The organism is Micromonospora sp. DT4, from assembly GCF_049841675.1.
Classification (GTDB): Bacteria; Actinomycetota; Actinomycetes; order Mycobacteriales; family Micromonosporaceae; genus Micromonospora.
This window is the reverse complement of sequence record NZ_JBNCKT010000009.1, coordinates 60,420-86,020: the sequence shown is the minus strand read 5'-3', so window position 1 is coordinate 86,020 and position 25,601 is coordinate 60,420. Positions and strand designations below refer to the sequence as shown.

Annotated in this window: 22 protein-coding genes; 7 read left to right on the top strand and 15 right to left on the bottom strand. The window is 71.9% G+C overall.

Translation table 11 applies throughout. The annotated features are described in order from the left end of the window. Positions 1-393 precede the first annotated feature (393 nt). Positions 394-1,233 carry an IS5 family transposase gene (locus tag ACLQ24_RS05615; protein ID WP_425889336.1) on the top strand — a complete coding sequence of 280 codons (840 nt, stop codon included), beginning with the start codon at positions 394-396 and terminating at the stop codon, positions 1,231-1,233. 36 nt (positions 1,234-1,269) lie between these two features. On the opposite strand, the gene ACLQ24_RS05610 is transcribed toward ACLQ24_RS05615, so the two are convergent. Next, positions 1,270-2,376 carry a Gfo/Idh/MocA family protein gene (locus tag ACLQ24_RS05610; protein WP_425889334.1) on the bottom strand — a complete coding sequence of 369 codons (1,107 nt, stop codon included), beginning with the start codon at positions 2,374-2,376 and terminating at the stop codon, positions 1,270-1,272. Further along, positions 2,346-3,056 (bottom strand): ThuA domain-containing protein, encoded by a 711-nt coding sequence (locus tag ACLQ24_RS05605; RefSeq protein ID WP_425889332.1) that lies wholly within the window; start codon positions 3,054-3,056, stop codon positions 2,346-2,348. The genes ACLQ24_RS05610 and ACLQ24_RS05605 overlap by 31 nt, the downstream gene beginning before the upstream one ends. Before the next feature lie 197 nt (positions 3,057-3,253). Here ACLQ24_RS05605 and ACLQ24_RS05600 point away from each other — a divergent pair, with 197 nt between their 5' ends. Beyond that, the gene (locus ACLQ24_RS05600; protein WP_425889330.1) at positions 3,254-3,388 is read left to right on the top strand and encodes a hypothetical protein; all 135 of its coding nucleotides are present in this window, start codon (positions 3,254-3,256) and stop codon (positions 3,386-3,388) included. Here ACLQ24_RS05600 and ACLQ24_RS05595 read toward each other — a convergent pair. After that, positions 3,366-4,583: a cyclase family protein gene (locus tag ACLQ24_RS05595; RefSeq protein ID WP_425889328.1), complete on the bottom strand. Its 1,218-nt coding sequence runs from the start codon at positions 4,581-4,583 to the stop codon at positions 3,366-3,368. The genes ACLQ24_RS05600 and ACLQ24_RS05595 overlap by 23 nt on opposite strands. 23 nt (positions 4,584-4,606) lie before the next feature. Here ACLQ24_RS05595 and ACLQ24_RS05590 point away from each other — a divergent pair, with 23 nt between their 5' ends. Together ACLQ24_RS05590 and ACLQ24_RS05585 are read left to right on the top strand one after the other, a co-directional pair. Beyond that, positions 4,607-5,227 carry a TetR family transcriptional regulator gene (locus ACLQ24_RS05590; protein ID WP_425889326.1) on the top strand — a complete coding sequence of 207 codons (621 nt, stop codon included), beginning with the start codon at positions 4,607-4,609 and terminating at the stop codon, positions 5,225-5,227. 121 nt (positions 5,228-5,348) lie between these two features. Next, positions 5,349-6,845: an FAD-dependent monooxygenase gene (locus ACLQ24_RS05585; RefSeq protein ID WP_425889324.1), complete on the top strand. Its 1,497-nt coding sequence runs from the start codon at positions 5,349-5,351 to the stop codon at positions 6,843-6,845. A gap of 156 nt (positions 6,846-7,001) precedes the next feature. Here ACLQ24_RS05585 and ACLQ24_RS05580 read toward each other — a convergent pair whose 3' ends face one another. From ACLQ24_RS05580 to ACLQ24_RS05550, 7 genes are read right to left on the bottom strand one after another with little or no spacing between them, the layout of a single operon-like run. Then, complete coding sequence (locus ACLQ24_RS05580) at positions 7,002-7,997, bottom strand: bifunctional lysylphosphatidylglycerol flippase/synthetase MprF (RefSeq protein WP_425889323.1); 996 nt, start codon at positions 7,995-7,997, stop codon at positions 7,002-7,004. 18 nt (positions 7,998-8,015) lie between these two features. Next, on the bottom strand, positions 8,016-10,835 hold the full coding sequence (locus ACLQ24_RS05575) for an FAD-dependent oxidoreductase (RefSeq protein ID WP_425889321.1): 2,820 nt from the start codon (positions 10,833-10,835) through the stop codon (positions 8,016-8,018). Then, positions 10,835-11,365, bottom strand: coding sequence for a hypothetical protein (locus ACLQ24_RS05570; RefSeq protein WP_425889319.1), 531 nt, complete (start codon positions 11,363-11,365; stop codon positions 10,835-10,837). The genes ACLQ24_RS05575 and ACLQ24_RS05570 overlap by 1 nt, the downstream gene beginning before the upstream one ends. A 2-nt stretch (positions 11,366-11,367) precedes the next feature. Then, positions 11,368-11,856, bottom strand: coding sequence for a type II toxin-antitoxin system RatA family toxin (locus ACLQ24_RS05565; RefSeq protein ID WP_425889317.1), 489 nt, complete (start codon positions 11,854-11,856; stop codon positions 11,368-11,370). A 1-nt stretch (position 11,857) separates the two neighbouring features. Then, on the bottom strand, positions 11,858-13,138 hold the full coding sequence (locus ACLQ24_RS05560) for an aspartate aminotransferase family protein (protein ID WP_425889316.1): 1,281 nt from the start codon (positions 13,136-13,138) through the stop codon (positions 11,858-11,860). A 9-nt stretch (positions 13,139-13,147) separates the two neighbouring features. Further along, positions 13,148-14,278 carry an acyl-CoA dehydrogenase family protein gene (locus tag ACLQ24_RS05555; protein WP_425889315.1) on the bottom strand — a complete coding sequence of 377 codons (1,131 nt, stop codon included), beginning with the start codon at positions 14,276-14,278 and terminating at the stop codon, positions 13,148-13,150. Further along, positions 14,275-15,813: an aldehyde dehydrogenase family protein gene (locus ACLQ24_RS05550; protein WP_425889313.1), complete on the bottom strand. Its 1,539-nt coding sequence runs from the start codon at positions 15,811-15,813 to the stop codon at positions 14,275-14,277. The genes ACLQ24_RS05555 and ACLQ24_RS05550 overlap by 4 nt, the downstream gene beginning before the upstream one ends. 231 nt (positions 15,814-16,044) lie before the next feature. On the opposite strand from ACLQ24_RS05550, the gene ACLQ24_RS05545 reads away from it, so the two are divergent. Next, the gene (locus ACLQ24_RS05545) at positions 16,045-16,497 is read left to right on the top strand and encodes a hypothetical protein (RefSeq protein WP_425889311.1); all 453 of its coding nucleotides are present in this window, start codon (positions 16,045-16,047) and stop codon (positions 16,495-16,497) included. 9 nt (positions 16,498-16,506) lie between these two features. On the opposite strand, the gene ACLQ24_RS05540 is transcribed toward ACLQ24_RS05545, so the two are convergent. From ACLQ24_RS05540 to larE, 5 genes are all read right to left on the bottom strand, one after another. Beyond that, positions 16,507-17,433 carry a lysophospholipid acyltransferase family protein gene (locus ACLQ24_RS05540; protein ID WP_425889310.1) on the bottom strand — a complete coding sequence of 309 codons (927 nt, stop codon included), beginning with the start codon at positions 17,431-17,433 and terminating at the stop codon, positions 16,507-16,509. Between the two features lie 13 nt (positions 17,434-17,446). After that, positions 17,447-19,024 carry a lactate racemase domain-containing protein gene (locus ACLQ24_RS05535; RefSeq protein WP_425889309.1) on the bottom strand — a complete coding sequence of 526 codons (1,578 nt, stop codon included), beginning with the start codon at positions 19,022-19,024 and terminating at the stop codon, positions 17,447-17,449. Between the two features lie 50 nt (positions 19,025-19,074). Continuing rightward, positions 19,075-20,337: a zinc-dependent alcohol dehydrogenase gene (locus ACLQ24_RS05530; RefSeq protein ID WP_425889307.1), complete on the bottom strand. Its 1,263-nt coding sequence runs from the start codon at positions 20,335-20,337 to the stop codon at positions 19,075-19,077. Then, positions 20,334-22,658: an HAD-IB family hydrolase gene (locus ACLQ24_RS05525; protein WP_425889306.1), complete on the bottom strand. Its 2,325-nt coding sequence runs from the start codon at positions 22,656-22,658 to the stop codon at positions 20,334-20,336. The genes ACLQ24_RS05530 and ACLQ24_RS05525 overlap by 4 nt, the downstream gene beginning before the upstream one ends. Before the next feature lie 67 nt (positions 22,659-22,725). Next, positions 22,726-23,619 (bottom strand): ATP-dependent sacrificial sulfur transferase LarE, encoded by an 894-nt coding sequence (gene larE / locus ACLQ24_RS05520; RefSeq protein WP_425889305.1) that lies wholly within the window; start codon positions 23,617-23,619, stop codon positions 22,726-22,728. Between larE and larB the strand changes: the two genes are divergently transcribed. Next, the gene (gene larB, locus ACLQ24_RS05515; protein WP_425889304.1) at positions 23,600-24,295 is read left to right on the top strand and encodes a nickel pincer cofactor biosynthesis protein LarB; all 696 of its coding nucleotides are present in this window, start codon (positions 23,600-23,602) and stop codon (positions 24,293-24,295) included. The genes larE and larB overlap by 20 nt on opposite strands. Continuing rightward, positions 24,288-25,598: a nickel pincer cofactor biosynthesis protein LarC gene (gene larC, locus ACLQ24_RS05510; protein ID WP_425889303.1), complete on the top strand. Its 1,311-nt coding sequence runs from the start codon at positions 24,288-24,290 to the stop codon at positions 25,596-25,598. Before larB ends, larC begins: the two co-directional genes overlap by 8 nt. Positions 25,599-25,601: the final 3 nt, after the last annotated feature.

Below are 25,601 nucleotides of genomic sequence, written 5' to 3'. Positions count from 1 at the left end.
AAGCCCAAGCGAAAGCCAGCCACTACCGCAAACGACTCGAAGCCATAAAAAGTAACGAACCTCCGTAGCAGTACTAGCAGGCCGGTGGTGATCGCCGTGGACAGCGCTTCGGTGAGGCCGGCCAGGGTGGAGCCGTGTTTGCCGACGCGCAGGTCGACGTGGGTGAGCTTAGAGGGCATTCGATGAATCTCTGTCCCATTGTGATCTATTTGCGGTGGGCCCGATACGCGCCACCTGTCGGGCGAATGGCTATTTGGCCATGCCCTGGCGGGTCGGTGGACGCCTCTTTCATCCTGATATGCGCTCCGGATTCCGTCCGACGTAGAGCTGACCGTGAATCGCCGCTCATGTCGGCTGCCGCTCTCCCGGCTTCGTCCAGAGTAGATCTCTACCGTGACTGCTCGCCGTGCCTACCCCAGCGACATCTCCGACGCCCGCTGGGCGCTGATCGGACCAGCCTTGCTCGCCTGGCAGCAGGCCCGCCTCGACCGGCGGCCCACCGGCGAGCCGGCCCGCACCGACGTACGGGAGGTGCTGAACGCCATTTTCTACGTCAACCGGACGGGGATCGCCTGGAAGTACCTTCCCCATGACTTTCCGCCACACACCACGGTGTACTACTACTATGCCGCCTGGCGCGACGAGGGCATCTTCGCCCAGCTCAACGTCGAGATGACCGCTCTGGCCCGGGTCAAGGCCGGCCGCGACCCGCAGCCCACCGCCGCCGTCATCGATACACAGAGCGTGAAGACGTCCACCAACCCACCGACCGCGACACAAGGAACCGACGCCGCGAAGAAGATCGTGGGCCGCAAACGGAGCGTAGTCACAGACACCCTGGGACTCCTGCTCGTGGTCGTCGTCATGGCCGCGTCCGTGACCGAGAACCGCGCCGGAATCCAGGTCCTGGACCAGCTCAAAGTCACCTACCCGAACGTCACCAAGACCTGGGTGGACGCCGGCTTCAAGAACCAGTTCATCGAACACGCCGCCACACTGGGTATCGACGCCGAGGTCGTACCCCGCAACACCGAAACCCGCGGCTTCCACGTGGTGAAACGGCGCTGGGTGGTGGAGAGGAGCCTGGGCTGGCTGATGCTGCACCGCAGACTCGCCCGCGACTACGAGACCCGCCCAGACAGCTCCGAAGCCATGATCCACATCGCGATGATCGACAACGTCAGCCGCCGCATAACGGACGAATCAACACCTACCTGGAGAGGAACATATTAGTAGATCAAGTATAAATCGAATGCCCTCTGAGCATGCCTAGCTGACGCCCTTCCACTCCTTGGCCGCAGTGAGCGGCACCGCGTCGGGCCGCCGCGCCGTCGTCGTCAGCTCGATCCGCTGGCCCTTCGCCGCCGACTCCAGCAGCGCGGTCATCGTTTCGAGGACGTGCAACGCGACGTCGCCACCGGCGCGCGGTGGACGCTGACCGTCGGCCAGGACGAAGTCGAGCAGACCGATGCCCCGGCCGCTCTCGGCGTACCCGGCCCGCGGTTCAAGAGCCCGCCACTCCGCGCCGCCGAGCGCGAAGTGGCGGACCTCGCCGTCGAAGTGGTTCGGATCGGGTACGGCGAGCGTGCCGGTCTCCCCGTGCACCTCGATGGGCGCGGCCGTCGTGGTGGTGCCGTCGAAGCTCGTGGTGATGGTGGACAGAGCGCCGTCGACGTGCTCGAGGACGCCGGTGACGTGGGTGTCCACCTCGACCGGTATGCGCTCGCCGGTCCGTGGGCCCGAACCGATGACGCGCTCGGAGCGCAGGCGGCTGGCGGCGCCGACCACGGCGCGTACCGGCCCGAGCAGGTGGATCAGCGCCGAGATGTAGTACGGCCCCATGTCGAACAGGGGACCGCCGCCCGGGGTGTAGTAGAAGTCGGGATGCGGATGCCAGCGCTCGTGACCCGCCGTGATCATGACGGCTGTCGCGGACATCGGGCGTCCGATGAGGCCACCGTCGATCGCCGCACGCGCCGTCTGCGTACCCGTGCCGAGGACGGTGTCCGGCGCGCACCCGACGTGGACGCCCGCCGACGCGGCCCGTTCCAGGATCGAGCGGCCGTCCGCGAACGTCACGGCGAGCGGCTTCTCGACGTACACGTTCTTCCCGGCGTCGATCGCGGCGCGCGAGAGGTCGAAATGCGCGGCCGGGATCGTGAGGTTGAGGACCGTCTGCACGTCCGGGTGCGCGAGCAGTCGCTCGACGCTCACCGCCTCGCTGCCGGGGATCGTGGCCGCCGCCGCGGCCGACCGGGACGCGTCGAGGTCGGCCAGTGCGGCGATGCGTACCGCGGGGTGGTGCGCGAGGGTGTCCAGGTAGGCGCGGGAGATGACCCCGAGACCTACGATGCCGACGCCGTGCGGGTCGCCCACACCATTCCCCTCTCGATCACGGTACGCACGGCCGGGTGCTCCAGCACGTCGAGGTTGTGGCCCGGGGTCGTGACGACGATGCGGCCGGCGCCCCAGCGTCGGGTCCAGATCGCCGGCGAGGTGACCGGTCGGTGCCACGGATGCCACTCCTTGGTGGGGTGGGTGGTGACGGCCAGTACGTCGACCAGGTCGTCGTGCAGCACCCAGTACTGCTCGGTGACCAGGTCGAAGTCCTCGATCCCCACGGTGATCGGGTGCTCCTTGCCCAGGTCGGTGATGCGCACCGTGTGTGGCAGGAAGTTGTCCTCCTCCCCACCGTGCCGCTCGCACGGCTCCTTGCCCGGGTGGGTGGCGAACTGGCCGCCCACCAGGTGCAGGTAGTCGGACGAGGCACGGAACGCGTCAACGATGCCGCCGTGCCAGCCGGTGAAGCCCGTGCCGGCGACGACCGCCGCCCTGAGGCCCGCCACCTGGGTCGAGGTGATCTCCGACATCGTCATGCACTGCACGATCAGGTCGGTCCCGGCCAGCTCGGCGGCGTCGGAATAGATCTCGGTCGACTCCTCGACCCGTACGGCGTAGCCGCCTCGTTCGAGGAAGGGGATGAACAACTCGGTCGCCTTGACCGGCTGGTGCCCCTCCCATCCGCCGCGGACCACCAGTGCTCTCGGCTGCGCCACCGTCGCTCCTCCCACCGTCCGTCGTCACCGGGCCCGCCGCATGCGCTGCCGCGGTCGGCCGCAGTGATCACCACCATTCTGTCCAAGGCGGCGGGAGGTGACAACGCGAAGGCGCTGCGGGTGTTACCGCGGCGCCTCGACGACGTACGTCGGATGGCCGATTGTCCATGCTGAGCGCCGTCGATGCGGTAATTCCCGTGTTCAGGGAGGCCGTGCAGGAACTTCGGCGCAGCAGCGCCGGGGTGGGCAAGACCGCGCTCGCGGTGCACTGGGCACACCGGGTCGCCGCGTACTTTCCCGACGTGCTGCTCAGAACGTGGCGATCGGGTTGACCGGGCTGCCGGACGTGCCGGCGAAGCGGACCGGAGCGACGGCGAGCTGGAATTCCCACTGACCGAGTTCGGCGGCGGTCGTCGCGCACGCCTCCAGATCGCAGTTGTCGAGCAGCCACAGACCCATCGCGACGAGACCGACGGCGTGCACGGGCATCAACACGTCGTCGTACCCCGACGGCTGGACGTCCTGCGGGGAGTCGGCGCCGATCAGCGCGACGCCGCGCTCGTGGAGCCACGGCAGGCAGGACGCGTGCCAGCCGGTCTGCGCGAAACCGCTGGCCGCGCGACCCTCGCGGCGGAAGCGGCCGTGGCCGGTACGCAGGAGCACCGCATCGCCGGCGCGCACCTGTACGCCCTGGCGGCGCTCGGCCTCCTCGAGATCGTCGGGGAACACGCCCTGCCCCGGTTCCCACCACGGCACGTCGCGTGCCCCGGCGACGTCCAGCAGGACACCGCGGGTGACGATGCCGTTCGCCGCCGCCGTGACGGCCGCCCACGCCGAGCCGGTCGCCTCGTCGACCAACGAGTGTGACCGCCCGTTGTACATCGTGCCGTCCCAGAAGATGTGGCACGGCGAATCGAGGTGGGTGATGGTGTTGCCGTGGAACGTGATACCCAGCCGCTCGGACGAGAAGCCCCAGCGCCGGTCGGCGTGGAAGGCCGCCGGCATGTTCTCGGCGCCCGGCATGTCGACGGCATAGGGGCACGTGGTCGTCGACCGCTCCAGCTCCCCCGGTACGGCGACCTCCCACGCGCAGGACACACTCCTGCCGTGGCGCACGGCCCGCGCCGCCGCCAGCCGGACGTCGTCGGTGATGTGGTTCAGCGTGCCGCGCTCGTCGTCGTCGCCCCAGCGGCCCCAGTTCGACAGCGTGTCGAAGTACCCGAGCACGTCCTCCCGCGTCGGCGTCGTCCGCCCTGCCGTCATCGCAGCATCTCCTGTCTTGCGCTCGGGGCACTGCGGGCAGGGTATCCCGTGGCCTGCGGTTCGCTGACGCGTCAGGTGGATGGTGAACGTGGCGACGACGCCGTTGTGGTCGGACGCGGTGCCACCGACGATGTCGTAGCCGGTCATCCACATGAGCTGGTACTCGGGCAGCCATTTCCAGAAGTAGACGTAGTCGATGTGCCGGTTGCAACCGGCAGCAGCCCGGAGGCAAATTCTTGCGCGGTACGCATCTTTGCGGTCCACGCAAGAAGTGTTAGTGTGGTGGCATGACAGGGCTGCGGGAGCGCAAGAAGGCCGAGACGCGGGCGGCGCTCGGCTGGGCCGCGATCCACCTGACCGCCGAGCGCGGCTACGACAACGTCCGCGTCGAGGACATCGCCGAGGCGGCCGGCGTCTCCCCGCGTACCTTCAACAACTACTTCTCCAGCAAGGCCGAGGCGATCGCCTCCCGCCACCTCGACCGCAGCCTGCGCACCGCCGCCGCGCTGCGCGAACGTCCCGCCGACGAGCCGCTGTGGGAGGCGCTCACCCAGGCCGCGCTGGAACAGTTCACGCGCGGCCCCGAGGTCGAGGCGATGCCCTCCCCCGCGCACGCCCAGTGGGTGGCCGGCGTCCGCACGATGCTCGCCGAGCCCGCCCTACAGGGTGAGCGGCTACGCGCCGTGGCGACCGCCGAGGCCGAGTTGGCCGCCGTGGTCGCCGAGCGCACCGGGACCGACCTCGCCACCGACATGTACCCGAGGCTCGTCGCGGCCGCCGCGAGCGCGGCCGTCGCCGTCGCCATGCAGCACTACCTCGACAGCCCCGACCCACCCACCCCGATCGAACTGCTCATCACCGACGCCTTCGCCCAGGTCGCCGCCGGCCTTCCCGCGCCGCCCCACTGACCCCGGGCCCGCACCAGGGCACCGCCTCACCCACATCCTCAGCCGCGTCACACCCCGCGGCGGGCCGGTCGTACGCCGCGCCCGCCGTGGCGATGACGCACACCCCGAAGGGATCACAACCGTGATCGATGTCCTCATCGTCGGTGCCGGCCCGAACGGCCTCATGCTCGCCTGTGAACTGGCCCTCGCCGGCGTGCACCCCGTCGTCCTCGAACGCCAGCCCACGCCCGGAGGCGAGCCCCGCGCCAACGGTCTCGTCGGCCAGGTCGTCCGTCTCCTCGACCGACGCGGCCTCTACGCGCGCCTCAGCGGCGACGGTGCCCCGCCGTCCCCGCAACCCGCCTTCACCTTCGGCGCGTTCCCGCTGGATCTCACGATGCTCGCGGACAACCCGCACTACGTGCTCGGCGTACCGCAGGCACAGCTCGAAGCCACCCTCGCCGCCCGCGCCGCCGAGCTCGGCGTCGACCTGCGCCGCGGCCACGAGGTCGTCCACCTCCGCCAACGGCCCGACGCGGTCGAGGTCGACCTCGCCGACGGTACGCGGCTCACCGCCCTCTTCCTCGTCGGCGCGGACGGCGGCCGCAGCGTCGTACGCCGCATCGCCGGCATCGAGTTCCCCGGTGTCACCAACGACCGGTCGGTCTCCCGTACCGCCACCGTGACCGTCCCCGCGTCGTTCCTCGACCCCGAGACGGGCGGCCTGCTCGCCCCCGGCTACGGGATCGTGCCGCCGTTCCAGCACACCCGCACCCCGCGCGGCCTGATCGCCTGGGCTCCGTTCCCCGGCCGCCCGGCGCTCGTCAGCACGACGGAGTGGCCCGACGCAGCGAGCGACGAGACCCCGATGACCCTGGCGGAGCTACGCGCCAGCGTCGCCCGGGTGCTCGGCGTCGACCTCCCCCTCGGTGCCCCGGACGGCCCCGGCCTGCTACGCCGGCTGACCGGTCGCAACACCCGGATCGCCGCCCGCTACCGCGCCGCAAGGGTGCTGCTGGTCGGCGACGCCGCGCACGTTCACCCCGCGATCGGTGGCCCCGGCCTCAACCTGGGCCTCCAGGACGCCGCCAACCTGGGGTGGAAGCTGGCCGCCACGGTGCGCGGGTGGGCGCCGCCGGGGCTGCTCGACACGTACGAGACCGAGCGTCGGCCGGTCGCCGAACGGGTCGTCATGTCCACCCAGGCGCAGTCGGCGCTCATCGGCCCCGGCGAGGAGATCACCGGCCTGCGGGCACTCTTCGCCGAACTGCTGCGCAAACCGGAGGTGACCGGGCACGTCGCGGCGCTGATGTCCGGCGCGGACGTCCGCTACCCCGCCGACCCCGCCGACCCGCTGGCCGGCCGGTCCGCACCCGACCTGATCGTGCACGGCGATCGGGGCGCCGTACGCCTCGCCGAATTGACCCGCACCGCCCGGCCGTTGCTGCTGGACTCCACGGGCACCTGGGCCGCGGTCGCCGCGCCGTGGCGGGACCGGGTGGACGTGGTCACCGGCCCTCTGGAGGGCACGCCCGCGACCGCGCTGCTCGTACGCCCCGACTGCTTCGTCGCCTGGTCCGCCGGGGACGCCGACACGCTGCGCGCCGCGCTCACCCGCCACTTCGGCCGGCCGCTCTGACCACCGGTGGCCGGCAGCGCCTCGCGCTCCCGGCCACCGGCTGTCGACAGCGCAGGGTCACCCCGCCGGTTGAAACGACATCTGACGATCGACCTCGGCAGGGCAGCACCACGGCCGGCAGAATTGGCTCACCGCCAGGCACGATGCCCCGAGCCGTCACACCGCCCGGGTCAGCCGCAGCAAGCGCCAGACGGTACGCAGTGACACGCTCGGATAGAAGCCGACGTACTCGGGCGTCACCCTCGGCTGCCACTTCTCCTTGAACTCGGCCTGGCTGCGGGCCGGGTAGATCCAGTCACCGTGCTCGGCGATGAACCTGACCAACCGGTCGGTGCCCCGGTGACTGCCGCAGGCCGGCTGGTGCAGGGCCGACAGCTCCCGGAACGGCGTGAGGCCCAGGTGCAGCCACCGCACGCCCTCGGCCTGGAAGCGCTGCAACGCGACCACGAACGCCAGGTCGACCGCCCCGGGAGGCGCATCGGGCTCACGGCGCGTGATGTCGTACAGCCATCCGCCCCCGCGACCGAACGCCGGTGAGTACGACACGTACGCCACCGGCTCACCGTCGGACAACGCGAGGAACAGCCGGCGTACGCCGTCGTCGTGACCGGCGCGTTCGCCGACCAGGAACTCGATCTGCTTGACGTGCCGGCCCTTGTCCGCCAGCCAACGGGCGTCCAGGGCGTCCAGCCGCACCGCGAGCGCCGCGTCGTACGGAACGTCCCGGCCGGCCTCCACGACGGTGACCCCGGCCCGTCGGGAGCGGGCCAACTTGTTGCGGACCTTCTCGAACTTACGGCCGCGCAGACTGAAGCTCTCCAGGTCGATCGAGTACGCGGCACCGAGTTGACTGAGCTGGTAACCGAACTCGGCGTACAGGTCGATGTCGTCCGGGGTGAGCTGGATCGCGCACAGCCGCCGGCCCACCTGCTGTGCCCAGCCGTGGAAGGCGCCGAGCAGCCGCTTGCGGTCGTCCGGGTCGGCATAGACGCTGCCCAGTTGCACGGCGTGCCGCCGGCCGGCCGGCCGGTACGCGATGAACCCGTCGAGACCGGGCACGGTGAAGTGCCGGGTGTCCTTGTTCAGCGCCAGCGCCGCGCTGGAGTGGTGCGCGTGCCGGCGCAGGACGGCCAGGGCGGTCAACGGTTCCACAGCAGCGACCTCCACCTGTCAGGGAGCGGACGGAGCATGACGGGTCGCCGCGCGCCGGCGCGCCCACGCGAGCTGGACAAGGTCGACGGCCTCGCGCCCGACGGCCGAGGCGCGTTCGCCGCCGGTGACCCGGTGGGCGACGGCACCCACCAGCCGGGGCAGGGTGAGCAGCCGGTCGGCGTCGAGCCGGTCGCCCATCACGTCGTCGAGCCGGCCCACGGCCCGGGAGTCGCGCTGGATGCGGACGAGGAACGCGTGCTCCATCGCGGTGACCGTGCCGCCACGGCCGATGTCCTGGCCGTACCAGTAGTTCGGCAGCTCGGCCCGGTCCCGGTCGCGGGCCCACCGGGCCAGTCCCGACGACAGCGCCGCCGGCTGCTCCCAGTGCGCCGTGAGCACCGCCGCGAGTCCGCGCGCGTTACGCAGGGCGTCGTTGATCCCGTGACCCAGGGTGGCGTCCTTGGCGTGCCCGGCGTCGCCCACCAGAGCCCAGCCCGGCCCGAACGGCTGCCGGAAGAAGCACGGGTAGCGCACCACGCGGTTGAGGTTTCCCACCGGCTCGGCGGCAGCGGCGAGGTCGGCCACCTCCGGGCTGACCGACTCCACGTGGCGCAGGAACCCGGCCACGTCACGACCCGCGAGCTCGCCCTGCAGGCGTTCCGGGGGTTGTGCGATGACCACGAAGTCCTCGGGGCCGGTCGGCAGGATCGAGACTATGTGCACCCCGATGCGGTGCCACAGCAGCGCCGGCGGAATCCGGACGCCGGTGAAGTACCGCCAGAGCAGGGCTCGTTCGCTGCGCGCGGTGAGGTACTGCCGGGCACCCACCCAGCGGGCCACCGACGAGTTGCGGCCGTCCGCGCCGACCACCAGCCGCGCCGACACGTCCCGCACCGACCCGTCGGCACGCTGGACGGTCACGCCGCTCACCGTGCCGTCGGCACCGCGCCGCAGACCGACCACGGCGGTGCCGGTGGCGCTCTTCGCGCCAGCGGCGACCGCCCGGTCCAGCAGGACCTGATCGAGGACGTCCCGCGGCGGACACAACCCGGGGTCGTCGGGATGGCGGAAGTGCAACCGCACGTCGTCCAGCCGCACCCGCACGTCGTGCAGCGGAGGTACGCCGAGGGCGACGACGGTGTCGTACACGCCCTCGATCCGCAGGTCATCGGTGCCGTGCAGGATGTGCGTGGACAGGGTCGGCGCTGGTAGGTCGCCGCGGTCGAAGACCGCCACCGACAGACCGGCCGCGGCGAGCCGGGCCGCCAGCGCCGCGCCCGCCACCCGCGCGCCGACGATCACGACGTCGACCTGCTGCTCCACCGGGCGGCTCCCGCCCGTGGCCGAGCCGCCCGTCGCCGCCACCGGCGGGCCCGAGACCGGGGCCGGCAGCTCCGTCGCCGCAGCGGCCGACGGCCGGCTTGGCCCGGCGGTCGGCGTCGGCTCGGTCGTCCCGGTGGGAGTTGCGAGGGCGGGTGGGGTTGGCGAGGGGCGGGCGGGGGCGATCTTGTCGGCCGCGTCCAGCCCGCGTAGGTAGCCGGCCAGCAGCAGATTGCCGACCCGGCCCGTCGGCATGAGGCCCGCGGTGCTGCGCAGCCAGGGCAGCTCGGGCATGGAGGAGGTCCGATCGGCCGTCGCCTGACCCGAGCCGCCGACTGCGGCCAGCCGGGGGGCGAGCAGCTCGGCCGTCAACGCGGAGAGAGCCAGGCCGTGGCCGCACCACGCGCCGGCGAACCACACGCCCGGCTGGCCCGGAACCGGGCCGACGATGGGCAGCCGGTCGAACGTGGATGCCGTGACCCCGGACCAGAAGTCGGTCACCGGCACGTCCGCCAGCGCCGGGAAGGTCGCCGCGAGCTCGCGTACCAGCCGGTCTCGCACCGCGGCGACGCCGCGCTCGCCGACGCGCAGCTCCAGCAGGGCGGGACCACCGCCGAACAGCAGCCGGCCACGTGCGGTCATCCGCAGGTAGTTGAAGAACGAGCGGCTGTCGATGGCGGCGCCGCGTCCGTCCCAGCCGGTCCGCGCGAGCAGGTGGGCAGGCACGGGTTCGGTGCGCAGGACATGGGTACGGATCACCGCGACGTTGCGGGTGAACAGTCCCAGCCCGGTGGTGAAGCCGTCCGTGGTCAGGGCGACCCTTCTGGCGCGTACCCGATGTCCGCCGGCTGTCACCGTGACAGGGTCGCCGCCGGTGACCGCGGTGACCGGCGTGTTCTCGGCGATGCGCACCCCGGCCGCGAGCAGGGCGGCCCGGAGCGACTGGACCAGCAGCCACGGGTTGATCAGCGCCACGTCGGGATAGCACAACGCGCCGTGGTAGCGGGCGCTGCCCAACCGTTCGGTGGTGCCGTCGCGGTCCAGATAGGAGGCGTCGAAGCCGAGATCGGCCAGGGTCTGCGCCTGACGACGAAGCGAGCCGGCGTGTGCGGGCGCCGACGCGGCGACGAGTTGGCAGCCCTCGGTCAGCTCGCAGCCGTCGGGCAGTGCCCGGGCCAGCCGCCGCAGCGCGGCGATCCCGTCGAGCGTGGCGGCGAACATGCTCCGGGCCTGGTCCCGCCCGTACCGTTTGACCAGCTTGGTGATCGGGCCGCCGACCCCGGGGCCGACGATGCCCGTGCTGTGCCCGCTGGCGCCGGCGCCGACCTCGGTGGCCTCCAGCACCAGGATGTCGCTCGCGGGCAGGTGGTGCGTCAGGTGGTACGCCAGCGCGAGCCCGGCCAGCCCACCACCGACGATCGCGACGGACGCCTCGTCGTCGCCGGCCAGCGCGGGTTGTCGCGCGGCCCGTGGGTCGTCGCGCTGCCAACCGCTCGCCGCGGAGCCCGGCCGGCTCATCAGGCCACCGAGGTCGGTCTCGACGTGGCCGCCGGGGCGGGCGCTCCGGACGGCGGGTCGGTGGCCCGCCCGGCACGCGCCGGCGGCGGACGGCCGGTCACCTCGCGCAGCAGCGCGTCGAAGGCGGGCAGGCGCTTCGGCTCGAACGGCACTCCGAAGGGCTTGAGCTGGTTGCCGAAGAGCGAACGGTCACCGAAGAGGTGGATCGGCACTGCCAGCAGCGCCCACTCGGGCCCGATCAGCCAGGCCCACAGCGCTACCACCAGGCCGGCGCTGAGCAGGCTGTGCGTGCTGTTGTAGAGAACGTAGTACGCCGTCGGAATGCGCCCGTCGGGGCTGCGGTGGAAGGCGATCGCGCCGGGGATGTACCCGATCAGGTCGATGTAGAGGAACAGTCCGATCGCCGGCAGCCACCGGATCTCGTCCCAGTGCACGATGAACAGGCCACTCGCCAGCGCGAGCCCCGCGAAGTACTCCGCGCGGTGCAGTCGGGCGGTCGTAGGCGTGTCGAACGTGTTCTGCTGGTCCATCGTCAGCCCTTCCCGTTGACGCCCGCCGCCGCGGTCGCCAGGACGCCGTGCGGGATGACCACCGTCGGGAACAGTCCACGAAGAACGTGGTGGATCGTCTCGGTGAGCACCCGCTCGGCGACCGGCTCGATGATGCTGGCGAGACTGGGCACGCCGAAGTCGAAACTCGCCACGAACGTCATCGCCACTCCGTCCGGATCCTGGCGCAGCGTCCACGCGCCGGAGAACTCGTCGAAGTCGCCGTCGATCTGATCGAACTCGATCGAGAGACGGTCACGGTCCAGGTCGTCGGCCTCGGTCCAGGCGAGGATCCCGTTGCGGAACAGGACCTCCCACGAGCTGACGACCCGTCGCGCGTCGGCCGGCGTCTGCACGGTCACGGCCTGGACCACGTCGACCAGTTGCGGATAACGCTCGAAGTCGACCAGTTGGTCGAACACCGCGGAGCCGTCCCCACCAGGTAGGAACGCCTGAATCTCGACCCGTCGCATGTCAGTGGACCCCCAGCCGTTCTGCTGTCGGATAGCGGTGGCCGAGCGTGCGCAGCGCGCCGTCGAACGCGTCGACCAGGAGGGCGACCTCGTCGCCGGAGAGCACCGCGGGTGGAGTGAGGCGCAGCACCGCGCTGGCGTTCAGCGAGTGGTTCACGATCACCCGGGCATTGAGGAGTTCGAGGATCGCCTCGCCCGCCAGCCCCGGACCGGCGAACTCCACGCCGATCAGCAGCCCGACGCCGCGTACCTCGCGTACCAGGTGCGGGTACCCGGCGGTCACCGCCCGCAGGCGGGTCAACAACTCGGCGCCGAGCGTCGCCGCGCGGTCGACCAGCCCCTCCTCGGTGACGGCCGCGATCGCCGCGCGGGTGGCGGCCATCGCGATCGGCGCGCCGGAGAACGTCGACGTGTGCAGGAACGGGTCCTTGTCGAAGGCCTGGAAAGCCTCGGCGGTGGCGACCACGGCGGAGACCGGCACGATGCCGCCGGACAGGCTCTTGCCGGCCAGCAGCACGTCCGGTGTCACGCCCTCGCGGAGGGCGCCCCACCAGTGACCGAGACGGCCGACACCGGTGAGGATCTCGTCGAGCACCAGGAACGCGCCGTGCTCCCGGCACAGTCGGGACACCTCACGCAGGTAACCGGGCGGCGGGATCACCACCCCGCCCTCACCCTGCACCGGCTCCAGGATCACGCAGGCCGGCGGCCCGCCGGCCAGCGCCGCGCCCAGCGCCTCGGGATCGCCGTACGGGATGTGCGTGGCGTCCGGCAACAGCGGGCGGAAGGGCCGCTGGTAGAGATCCTGCCCGGTGACGGACAGGGCGCCCATGGTCTTGCCGTGGTAGCCGCCGACGGTCGAGACGAGCCTGCGCCGGCCCTGGACGCGGGCCATCTTGATGGCCGCCTCTACGGCCTCCGCGCCGGAGCCCGCGAAGTGCACCCGGGTGAGGCCGGGAGGCGCCACCGCGACGAGCGCCGCCGCGGCGTCGGCCACCGACGGCTCCAGCATCATCCGGGTCGCTATCGGATGGCTCTGGATCTGCGCGATGACGGCGGCGACCACCGCCGGATGCCGGGCGCCGTGCAGGAACACGCCGTACCCACCGACGTTGAGGAAGCGGTCGCCGTCCGACGTGTACACCCACGCGCCCTCGGAACCGACCTCGACGTGTCCGCCGAACATGTCGCCGAGCTTCGCGCGGCCCCGGGACAGGAACCGTCGGTAGTTGTTCCGGACCTGGTCCCGCACCTGGTGATCGGTCTCTACGCTGCTGGTCACCACTTCCCCCTAGCTCATTACGAGCGGCTGGCCGCCGAACCAGGCCGTCAGATCCGCGGCGGCGCTCACGCGCGACGGCGGGTGGAAGGCGACCGCGTGCGAGGCGGCGGCGAGATAGGCCACCTCGGGCGAGGAGATGAACGCCATCCCACCGAGCAGATCCACCGCGCCCCGTACGGCGGTGGCGATCGCGTTGGCGGCGGCGAACCGCACCACGAGCGCGCGACCGAGGGCGTCGTTGCCGCCGTCGCCGTCGTCGAGACTCCGCGCCGCACCGTCCAACATGATCGCCGCGCCCTGCACGGCGGTCGCGACGTCCGCCCGTTCGGTGACCGGCCCCCGGCCGCTCGTGATCGCGCGCTCCACCAGCGCCGACGCCACCCCCAGGTAACACGCGGTCACCAGGAGTTGGAACCAGACGAAGCCGATGGTCTGCAGGTCGTCGAGCTGGCCGTCGAGCGCGATCTCCGGGTAGACGAACAGGTCCGGATGCACCTCGACGTCATCGAGCAGTACGGCGTCGGACTCGGCGCCGGTGAGCACCGACGACGCCCAGAACGGCTCGATCGTGATGCCCGGCGACTCGGCCGGGATGAGCGCCACCCCCAGGCGGGTCCCGCCGTCCTCGGTGGGCACGGCGACGCTCGCGGTCAGCAGGTCCATCGAGGCGGAGAGGCTGCACGGGCGCTTCGCGCCGGTGACCCGCCAGTTCGTGCCGTCGCGTCGGGCCGTCATGGTGGGAGTCAGGATGCCGCGACCGGCGTGCCCCTCGGCGAAGCCGGACGCGACCAGCCTGCGGTCGGTGGCGACCGCCTCCAGCAGCATCCATTCGAACCCGACGTTGGCCCTGGCCAGGGCCACCAGGCCGGCGACCGAGAACTGGTGCATCGTGGTGGCGACCGCCAGTGACGGCGCCTGGGCGGCCAGGGCGCGGGTGACCCGCACGGCCTGGAGAGCGGACGCGCCGAGCCCGTGGTACGTCTTGGGCACCACCAGGCCCGCGCCCCCGGCGTCCCGGAAGAGGGCGACGCCCGGACCTCCCCGACGTTCCAGCTCCATCAGCGGAAACTCGCCGAGCCTCTTGAGCAGGCCCGGTAGCAGCGCCTCGCAGGTGTCCCGTTCGGTGTCGAGAAAACTCATGCGGCCAGACCCTCCTGCTCGGCACGTAGCGGGGAGGCGAGCGCCGCCCGCCGTGGTTGGACGTCGCGGCCGATGCTGATGCCCTGCAGGTGCGACGTCCGCAGCATTGGATAGTTGCTCTCGCCCAGCGGGCCGCCGGTCAACCCGGCGCCGCCGTGGGTGGACAGGTACGGAACGAAGCCGATGTGCGAATCATTGATCTTGAGCAGGCCGCCGTTGTGCACCCGGGCGACGAACTGCTCGACGGTGGATTCGTCGCCGGTCCAGACGGAGTTGCGCAGGGCGTACTCGTTGGCGTTGAGGAAATCGATGACGTCGTCGAGCAGGCCGTCGCCGTGGTCCGTCTCGGGCACCACCACCGGCAGCAGCGGGAAGAAGGTCTCCCGGGCCACCGCCCACACGCTCCGGGCGTCGGCCAGGCCGTTGACCCGGATGACGGTCGGCTCGACGAACAGCCCGGTGGACGATATCGAGCCGTCCAGCTCCATCCGGTTCCCACCGGCGAGCACCTCCGCGCCGTTCTCGGTCGCCTGCTCGACGTACCGGCCGAACTGGTCGCTCTTGAGCACCGGTGACAGCAGGACGTCCGGGTCCTCGGGATAGCCGGGCCGGATCTTGCGGGCGTGGCTGATCAGGCGGGCCAGCAGACGGTCCGCGATGGCCGGGTGGGCCACCACGTAGTTGGGCACCATGCAGATCTGCCCGGACCCGAAGAAGCTCTCGGTGAGCGCCTCGGCGGCACGGTCGAGATCCGCGTCGTGCCACACCACGCAGCCGTCGTTGCCGGCCAGCTCCAGAATCGGCTTCTTTCCTCGGCGTACCGCCTCCTCGCCGAGCGGGATGCCGAGCTCGCTGCTGCCGAAGTAGAAGATGTCGTCGACGAGCGGGCTGGCCAGGAACTGGTCGAGGATCCTCTTGGGCGGGCCGCAGACGACGTTCAGGGTGCCGGGTGGGGCACCGACCTCGGCGAGGATCGGCGCCACGATCTCGCGCAGCACGTACATCACACCGTAGGGGCTCCCGCGCGGCGCCTTGACGACGAGCGCGTTGCCGGCCGCGAGCGCGGGCACGCCGAGCAGCGAGTTGACCGCCGCCGCGTTCTGCGGTGGGCTCAGCGCGACAACGCCGTCCGGCTTGCGTATCACCAGCAGCCGCCGGTTCGCGTCGTCGTACTCCCGGTGCATCTGCTCGGCGCACAGCCCGATCGTCTCCGGGCTGGTGCCGTGCAGGCAGCCGGCCAACTCCCACTCGGCGAGCGCGCGGGGGTGGCCCTCCTGGACGAGGACCTCCACCACCTCGTCGTGCCGCCGGCGCAGCTCCTCGTGGAGCCGGCGCACCACCTGGAGCCGTACCTGAAGCGGCATCGCGCCCCACACGGGCGCCGCCGCCGCGGCGGCCTGGATCGCCCGCTCGACGACGGTGTCGTCGGCCACCGCACAGCGGGCCAGGACGCTCGCGTGGTCGTCGCCGTCGTGGCGACGGCCGCGGTCCAGGTCACGCTTGAGGGAAAGCTGGGGCAGCATGTCGTCGAGCACCGCCGAGGCGCGCAGGCAATGTACCCACTTGTCCGCTGGAACATCCTGACCTGCGATGAAGGACCCGTACGATCGCAACGTCTCAGCCCCCTCCCGTGAGCGAGTCTGTGCTACTAATTCATTAGCCGAGGAACGGTCGAACCATAGATGCCCGCGTTGAAGGGTGTCAACGAACCTTTGAGCAGAGGCAAGATGCCGACACACGAAGCAGATGCGCAGAGGAGGAGCCCCATGCGGTGGATTCGAATCGGCTCTGCGGTACTGGCCGTGCAGATGCTCGCCCTCGGCGTGCCGGCGTCCGCGGCGCCGCAGTGGTTCTTCGACTGGTTCCCGTTCGGCGCGGGGTGGGTGGCCGCCGGTGGCCCGTACAACGGACACCTGCTGTCCGATCTGGGCTACGCCTACCTGGCGTTGGCGGTGGTCCTCGGATGGGCGGCCGCACGGCCGGTGCGGGAGTTGTGTCTCGCCGCAGCGGCCGCGTCGGTCGTCGCGAACACGCCACACCTGCTGTACCACCTGGCCCACGCGGAGGCGTTGCCGATCGTCGACAGCGTCACGGAGAACGCCCTGCTGGCGATCACCGTCGTGGTGGGACTGGCGGTCTTCTTCGGCGCCTACCGGCTCCCGGCCGGCAACGCCGCCGCCGGCCAGGCACGCGCCAATCTCCCGATCGAGCGGCCCTAGCCGACGCGGTCAGGACCGGCTGGCCGGCCAGATCCGGCGCGCCGGCCGGCCATCGGCTGCGGGAAGCGGGCGCGTCGACTCCCACAACCGCCGCCACTCGGCGGCCTGCGGCCCGGTGGTGGAGGCGACCGCGGCGGCCGGTGGAGTACGCAGCGACCGGTACCAGCCGACCTCCTCCTCCACCCACAACCGGCCGATGGCGGCGGACATGCGCTCGTGGAAAGCCCGTGCGCCCTCGCCCTCACGGGGCCACAGCGGCCGGCCGTAGCGCACCACGACCGTGCGCCGGCCGGGCATCGGCCAGTTCCGTCCGCGCGGCATGGCACCGAACGTGCCCCGCAGCGCGACCGGCACCGCCGGCACGTTGTGCGTGCAACACAGGTGCGCCGCGCCCAGCCGCATCCCGCTCATCCAACCGTCGGTGGAGCGACTGCTCTCTGGGAAGAGCAGCAGGCTCCAGCCGTCGCCGAGCAGCTTGGTGGCGAGGCTGCGCAGCCGCCGATCGCCCTGGCGCTCGATGGGGAAGGCGTTGAACACCAGCGACGTCACGACGGCGCGCCAGCGCGCGTCGAAGAAGTAGTCGGCGGCCGCGCCGACGGCCAGCCGCCGCGCGAACCGCCGCGGCACCGAGCCGAGGATCAGCGGCGTGTCCAGGTGACTCGCATGGTTGGAGACGAAGACGGCGGGGCCCTGCAATCCGTCCAGGTATTCCGTGCCGCGCACGACCGGGTGGGTCTGGGTCCAGGCAACCGACTTGAGCACGCCCCGCTGCAGGCCGAAACGGACCGCTCCCGCCGCCCGGGTACGGGCCCAGGCGGTGGGGAACTCGGAGCGCTCGCGGCGGACCTCGTACGGCTCGGCGGAGCGCGGGGTGGTGGCCCGGCCACGCCAGTCGCGACGACCGCGCAGCAGCCTCACCTCGTCGATCAGGCGCACGTCGCCTCCCGGGTCATCGGACGTCCGCCAGCGTCACCGGCGGGGCGTGCAGGTAGGTGATGCTCGGGCTCGACCCGACGGTGTCGCGCGCCATCTCCAACGCGTCGGCGAGCGAGGAGGCCGCCCGGAAGCCCATCACCGCGGCCGTCTTCCGGTCGGCGCCGACAAAGATCACGTCGCCCAGGTGCTCCATCGCGTGGGCGCCCCAGTACCACATGTAGAACGGGTGCACGCCGTGGTACGCGTAGCTGGTCCGGTACAGGTGCCGGTACCAGGGGTCTTGCGCAAACTGCTGCTCGTACTTCGCCTCGATCGCCGCCGGGTCGGTGGTCTGCGGCAGGACCTCCTCGAAGAAGTCGATGTAGCTGGGGTGGTGCACCGGGTGGAACTCCTTCGGCATCGGATGGTAGAAGATGCCGACTCCGCCGCGCCGCACGATGGGCTGGTTGCGGTAGAGGTTGAAGAAGTAGCCCAGGCCCAGCGACATCACCAGGATCGGATTCATGATCGAGTTGACGTTGTACGGGCAGATGAAGGGCAGGCCCCAGACGCCGATGTCGCTCTGACCCTGCACCTCGGTGAGCTGCTGACGATGCACGTTGGCGAGGGTGAGCGGGTGGACCGAGTCCGGGCGGCCCGCGTTGACCCCGGTCACCCCGTACGGCGCGGCGTTGTTCTGCCAGACGCGCCTGCGCAACTTGGACGGCGTCAGGTCGTTGGCCCGCTTGGTCGCCAGGTAGGAGAGTTGGTCACCGACCCCCCACTCCCACTCCCGGCGGTTGAGGAAGCCGACCTGGTTGGGGAACGAGTCGAGGTTCAGCGTGGTCTCGACCGTGAAGACCTTGACCGCCTCGCCCAGCACCTCGGCCATCCGGTCGTACGAGTGGTGCATGGCCGAGTTCGGCGGGTCGTTGAAGGAGCGCGAGTGGCGCAGCGTGTGGACGTTGTGGTGGTGCCGCAGACTCCGGTAGGAGCCGAGCCCCACGGTGACCGACTTGCTGCCGCCGCTCATCGCGGTGAGGTTGATGTTGGCATACACGATGAGATCGCTCTCGGCCGCCCGCCGGTTGATCTCCACATCCTCGCCGTGCGGCGTGGTGCCGAGGTGGACCAGACCGTCCGGGTCCTCGGCGTCATGGTTACGCAGGTGCTTGGGGAAGAACGCCCGGAAGACCCGCTCGCCGACGATCCGCTTCAGCTCGGCCGGCGTCATCCGCCGGTGCAGTGAGTTCGCCGCGATCAGCTCGACGTCGTCCACGCCGGCCTCGGCGGCGAGTTCCAGCACGTTCTCGATCACCCGCTGCCGGATGTCCGGCGGGCGCATCTGCGGCAACGGGAGCGACAGGTCGTCGAAGACGATCGTCAGTCGCATCCCGGGGCGCAGCAGGTCGGGCAGCGGCGGGGAATCCACCGGATGCAGCAGCGCACGCTGGATGGCGGCGTCGACGTTGGCGATGGGCGGAAGCGAGTCCGGCGGGTACACCACCCGCGTGCCGAGCGGGAACCGCTCGAGGAGGAAACCCTCCCCCTGGTGTACGAGCAGCGGCGGCGTACGCTCGTCGACCTCGAGCACGAAGCCAGGTCTGCTCATGAATTGTCCTCTCGTCGTTCCGGCTCGTGCGTGTGTGTCGGGCTGGTCGATCAGTTGCGGCTGGGGTCGAAGGCGACCTTGACGGCGCCCAACTGCCCAGCCTTGGCGGCATGGCCGAGCGCCTCCCGCCAGCGCGACAGCGGGTAGACCGCGTCGACGTAGCCGTCCAGGGGCGCCTCGGCGGCCAGCGCCATCGCCTCGGCGAACGTGCCGCCTGCGGGCTCGTCGGCCCCCTGCTCGGCGGCCCCCTGCTCGGCGGCGGCGGGCTCGGCGGCGGGGCGACCGCTGGAGGCGTACGACCCCACGAGGTTCAACTCCCGGAACCACACGGGCGTCAGGTCCACGCCGCCGGAGGGCATCCCGGAGAGCAGCACCGTGCCACCCGCCCGGACCAGCCGCAGCGCCATGTCCAGACCGGCCCCGGCGCCGGTGCACTCGAACGCGACATCCGCCCCGCCGAGGAGGAAGTCACCGCCGATCATGGGCTGTTCCAGTGTGCCGCCACAGGCGCGGCGCACCGCACGAGCCGCGCGGGACGGCTGGAACACCTCGGTGGCACCGAGCTCGCGGGCCCGAGCGTGCTGGTGCGCGTGCTTGGCGACCACGTAGATGGGGCCGGCCTTGGTCAGGGCGCGCAACGCCAGCAGGGTCAGCAGGCCGACCGTGCCGGCGCCGACGATCAGCACGGCCGCGCCCTCCGGCACCTGCGCCCGGCGCACCGAGTGCACCGCGCAGGCCAGCGGCTCGACGAGCACCGCGCGGCGGTCGTCCAGCATGTCCGGAACGGGGTGCAGCTGGGCGGCGTGGGCGACCATCTGTCGACCCCAGCCACCGCCGGTGTCGGTGCAGTAGCCGGTCTGCAGGCCGGCCGAGACGCGGCCAGCGGTGACCCGGTCACACCGGCTGTGCTGCCCAGCCACGCACCAGCGGCAGGGCTCCCCACCGCGCACCGCGCAGGACAGCACCGGGTCGACGACCACGCGGCTGCCCTTGGGCAGGCCGGGCAGGTCGTCCAGGGTCTCCGCGACGACCTCGTGCCCGGGCACGAACGGCATGGACACGACCGCGCCGAAGTACGGCGACGAGCGGCCCGTCAGCAGGCTGACGTCCGAGCCGCAGATGCCGGACAGCAGCGGTCGCAGGCGGGCCCACTCACCGGAGGGCAGGCTGGGCTCGGCCCGGTGCACCAGGCGAAGCGGCGCCACGTTGCTGGCCAGCACACCGGACATCCGACCGCCGAGTTTGGTGGAGCTGGCGCCACGGGCGGCGAGGAAACGGGGAGTCGACTGGCGGTACTCCAGGGCCGGCATCATCGGGCCGCTCCCCGCGCGCCGGGGCCGGCAGCCGAGGTGGTCAGCTCGACCATGGTCTCGACCGCCCCCACCGTGTGCCCGCCCCACTCCTCGATGCGCCAGTTCTGGCGCTTCGCATGGCGGTACAGCTTGGGATCGGGGTTGACTGCCACCGGGTTGCCCACCCCCTCAAGAAGTGATCGGTCGGAGAAGCTGTCGCCGTACGCGTACGAGCTGCTCAGGTCTGCGCCGATGTCGTCGGCATGGTGGCGGAGCCAGGCCAGTCGGGCCTCGCCCACCAGCGGCGGTGAGGCCAGGAAGCCGGTCAGTACGCCGTCGCGCACGTGCAGCCGGCTCGCGACCACGTCGTCGAAGAGCGGCCGCAGCGATTCGATGAGGATGTCCGCGGTACCGGTGATCAGGATGGTGCGGTGACCGGCCGCCCGGTGCGCGCGGATCTGCCGGATCGCCTCCGGCAGCGCCCGGCGCAGCAGCGCGTCACCCATCCGCTCCCGAATCAGGTCGCGCAGGGCCTCCTCGGAGGCGCCGGCGTACCGCCGCATGAAGGTCCGGATGAACTCACCGCGGCTGCGCTGCTCAGCGCGCAGATAGCGCGGCGCGGCGCCGGCGAGCGCGGCGAACTCTCTGGCCCAGCCGCCCTTCGGCCGGTCGGACAGGCGGGCCCACAGGAAGGTCTCGATGAGGTTCGACGCCACCACCGTGCCCTCCAGGTCGAAGACCGCCACGGTGTCGCGGCCCTCGGGCAGCGGCCCACGACCGCTGGAGCGGGGACGCCGGGTCACCTGCTGCCGCAGCAGTGCGGTGATGGCCGGGCAGTGCACCTCCTGGAGGTAGTGCGGCCAGTCCACCTCGGCGACGTCGAAGCTGCCCCGGCTGACGACCTCGTCGGGCAACTCGCGGTGCAGCGCCAGCACGTTGCTGTCGGTGTAGATCGCCTCGACTTCGGTGTAGACGCCGTAGAGGTCGGACAGCCGGCGCAGCGACTCGATCCTCTTGGTCTCCTTGTGCACCTTCGTCATCCAGTCGCGGGTGCGCGGCGAGGCGGGGAGCCGCAGCAGCGCCCGTTCGGCGAACGAGACGGCGCGCTCGCCGGCACGCAGCCTGCGCTCGATCTGGCTCGCGCCGGGGAAGCGCCACGTCGGCACGGCGATGTGGCCGCGACCCGCCTCGGGCAGCGGATGACGGCGGAAGTAGTTGCGGATGTTCTCGTCGAGCTGGCGCTGGGTGAGCGGGTTTCGCGCGCCGGTGCCGACGTGGTAGTAGATCGGCGAGGCGGGTTCCGGCTCGACGGCCGCGACCGCCAGCAGGGCGTTGGTGACCAGGTCGATGGGGACGATGTCCACCACCGCGTCGGGCAGGCCCGGGAAGTCCGGAAGCGTGCCTCGCCCGTACGACAGGATGATCGGATCCACCATCTTGAAGGAGTCGAACCACCCGGGGAACGGATGACGCAGGGCGCTCTGCACGATCGCCGGGCGCACCACGGAGAGGCGCAACCCCTCGTCGCGGGCGTACTGCTCCGCGACCCGCTCCCCCAGCGCCTTGGTGAACGTGTAGACATCCGGCCAGCCGACGCTGTGTGCCCGCAGCCGGCCGTAGTCGACCAGCCGCTCGGTCACCCGGCGACGCCGTGCCTCCTCGGCGGCCCGTGCCGTCGCCTGCGGGCCGGCCTTGCCGTGCTCGGCGCGGGCCTCGGCCAACAGCGTGCGCAGCGCCTCCGGACGGCGGGAAGCGCGCTCCACCTCGGCGCGGGCGGCCAGCGCTGCGGTCAGCTCGGCCTGCCAGTCGACGTCGTGGTCCAGCGGAGCCTCCGGCACCACGCCCTTGCGGGCGCCGGCCACGTACGCCGTGGAGACGTGGACCACGTGCGGACGTCGCGGCAGCGCGACGACCGCGTCGTAGAGGTTGACCAGACCGCCGACATTGACCTGGAACGCCTCGTCGATCGGCGGGTCGAAGGACACGGTGGACGCACAGTGCAGGACGGCGGTCAGGTCGTCGGGCAGCGCCGGAACCGAGTCGGTGAGGTCACCCTCGATGACGCTGACCCGCTCGGCCAGCAGCTGCGCGAGCGCCGGCCCGCCGATCCGGCGACGCAGTGTGCGGAACACCGGCTTGCGCGCCAACCCGGCGACGCGGTCGGCGCCCGAGGTCGCGCCGCGCCCGCGCACCAGCACCGTCACCCGGGTGCCGGGATGGTCGGCGAGCAGCCGCTCCAACGACGCCTGCCCCAGGAACCCAGTCACACCGGTGAGCAGGACGTGGGCACCGTCGAGAGACCAGTTCGGCGTGGCGGGTCGGTCACCCGGGCTGTAATTCACCAGATGAGGATAGCGTCATTCGGGCCGTGCGTCAGCCCACCGATTCGCGGAAAAACCGCACCGTCGCTCAGCGCCAGCGATCCGGATCGTCGAGCAGCTCGTTCATCGATCCGGAGCGGAACGCCTCCACGGTCAGCGGCACGTCAGGAAACCCGGCCGCGCGGATGGCCGCGGCGAGCTGCCGATCGGCGCGGGCCTGCTCCACGACCGGCGCGTCCACCTCGAGGCGGACGCCGTCGCCCAGGTCACGGACCCGCAGGTCGACCACCCCGTGCGGGTCCAGCACGCGGCGCGCGGCCAGCTCGGCCAGCTCCACCCGGGCCAGCCGGGCCGGTGAGATGGGCACGCCGTACGCGATGCGACTGGCCAGGCACGCGGCGGCCGGCTTGGCGGCCGTGTCGAGCCCCCAGAGCCTCGCTATCGCGCGTACCGCCGGCTTGTCCAGGGCGAGGTCCGCCAGCGGCGTCCGGGCGGCACGCTCGGCGGCGGCGGCGATCCCGGGTCGGAAGCCGGCCGCCACGTCCGAGGCGTTGGTGCCGGTCACCACGGCCTGGAAGCCGAGCCGGTCGGCGAGCTCGCGCACCGTGTCGATGAGCGTGCTCTTGCAGAAGTAGCAGCGGCGCGGGCCGTTCTCGCGGTAGCCCTCGACCTCCAACTCGCGCGTGCCGAGCACGTGGTGCGCCACGCCGAGCCCGGCGCAGAAGTCGCGGGCCGCGGCCACCTCCGCGGCGGGCACCGCGGCCGAAACCGCCGTCACCGCAGCGACATCGGCCGGCGCCAGAGCCCGTACCGCCGCCGCGAGGGCGACGCTCGAGTCCACGCCACCGGAGTATGCGACGAGCGTTTTGCCGTATCGTGTGAATTCCGCGACGAGCTGATCCGCGGCCCCCCAGGCCCAATCATCAGGTCTCACAGCTCGACAGTACTGGAAGGAGCGTGAGGTGTCCGCACCGGAATTCATCGACCTAGGATTCGCACGGATGGACGTGGACCGTCTGTCGCGCACCGGCGACCCCGAGGTGGTGTACGGCGCGGGCAAAACCCCTGAACAGGTGACCGGGGCGATGCACGCGTTACGCGCCGCCCACCCCGACACGCCGATCCTCGCCACCCGGCTCAGCGACGCCACCATGTCCCGGTGCGTCGACGAGTTCGGCGCCGACGCGGTGGACCCGGTGTGCCGGACCGCGGTGGTGGGTCCCGCCCGGACACCCGTGGGCACGGTCGCCATCGCCTGCGGCGGCACGAGCGACCTGCCGGTCGCCCGCGAGTGCGCGGCCACCGTGGCCGTCTTCGGCGCCCGAGCGGACCTCGTGGTGGACGTGGGTGTGGCCGGTCTGCACCGACTGCTGGCCGAGCGGGACCGCATCGCCCGCGCCGACGTGGTGGTGGCCATCGCCGGCATGGAGGCCGCGTTGCCGTCGGTCCTCGGTGGGCTGGTCGGCAGCCCGCTCATCGCGGTGCCCACCAGCGTCGGGTACGGCTGGCACCTGGACGGCCTCACGGCGTGGCTCGCCATGCTGAACTCGTGCGCGCCGGGCGTGCTGACCGTCAACGTGGACAACGGCTTCGGCGCTGGCGTCGCCGCCGCCAGGATCGCCCGCCGCACGCCGAGCCGCGCAGACGCGAATGGCTGAGCCGCAGGCGATGGCCGAGGCGCAGGCGATGGCCGAGGCGAGCGCGGCGGCAGAACCGGTGACCGCCCTGTGGGTCGACCCCAGCAACGGGGCCGCCGGCGACATGCTGCTCGCGGCGCTGCTGGACGCGGGCGCGAGCCTGTCCGTCGTGGAGCAGGGCGTGGCGCGACTCGCGGTGGAGCCGGTGGCACTGGAGCTGGAGAGCGTACGCCGGCACGGCCTGCGCGCCGCCCATCTGATCGTCACCGCGCCCGACAGCGGCACCCACCGCGATCTGGCCGCGGTGACCGCCATCATCACCCGCGCCGCACTTCCGCCGGCGGTGCACGCGTTCGCCGTCGCCGCCTTCACCACGCTGGCCCGAGCCGAGGCGCGGGTGCACGGCGTACCCCTGGCGGACATCCACTTCCACGAGGTCGGCGCCCTCGACGCGGTGGTCGACCTGGTCGGTTGCGCCCTCGCGCTCGCCGACCTGGGGCTGCTCGACGCGCCCACCCGGGTGGTCGGCCCGGTCGCGGTGGGCTCCGGCGTCGCCCGCACCGAGCACGGTCCGATGCCGGTCCCCGTGCCCGCCGTCCTGGAGATCCTCACCGCGGCGGGCGCCCCGATCGCCGCCCATCCGGCCGCGATGGAGCTGTGCACGCCGTCGGGCGCCGCCCTGCTCGCCACCCTCGCCACCGGCTGGGGGCCGCCACCGGCGCTGGTGCCCCACGCGGTCGGGGTCGGCGCCGGCACCAGGGACCCGGCCGGCCACCCGAACATCCTGCGGGTGCTGGTGGGTACGTCGGTGGCCTCGGACGCCGACGCCACGCCCTGGCACGGCGAGCCGCTACACCGGGTCGACACCACAATCGACGACGTGGACCCCCGGGTCTGGCCGGACCTGCTGGAGCAGTTGCGGGCGGTGGGCGCCGCGGACGCCTGGTGCACGCCGGTGCTGATGCGCAAGGGGCGACCGGGGCAGCTGCTCAGCGTGCTGGCCGCACCGGCGCAACTCGACCTGGTCTGCCGGCTGGTGTTCACCTACACGGGCACGCTCGGCGTGCGGGTATCCACCGTTCAGCGTCGCCGGCTGCGCCGCGATCAGATCGCCCTGCCGTACGGCGACACGGCGGTACGGGTCAAGCGCGGTTACCTCGGTGACCACCTGGTCAGCGTGCAACCGGAGTACGACGACGCCCTGGCGGTCGCCCAGCGCGCGGACGTGCCGGTCGCCCGGGTGCTGGACGAGGTACGCGCGGTGGCCCGCGCCGCCGGCCCGTCGCCGGAGGCCGGTCCGCTCCCGGAATCGACGCCCGCATGATCT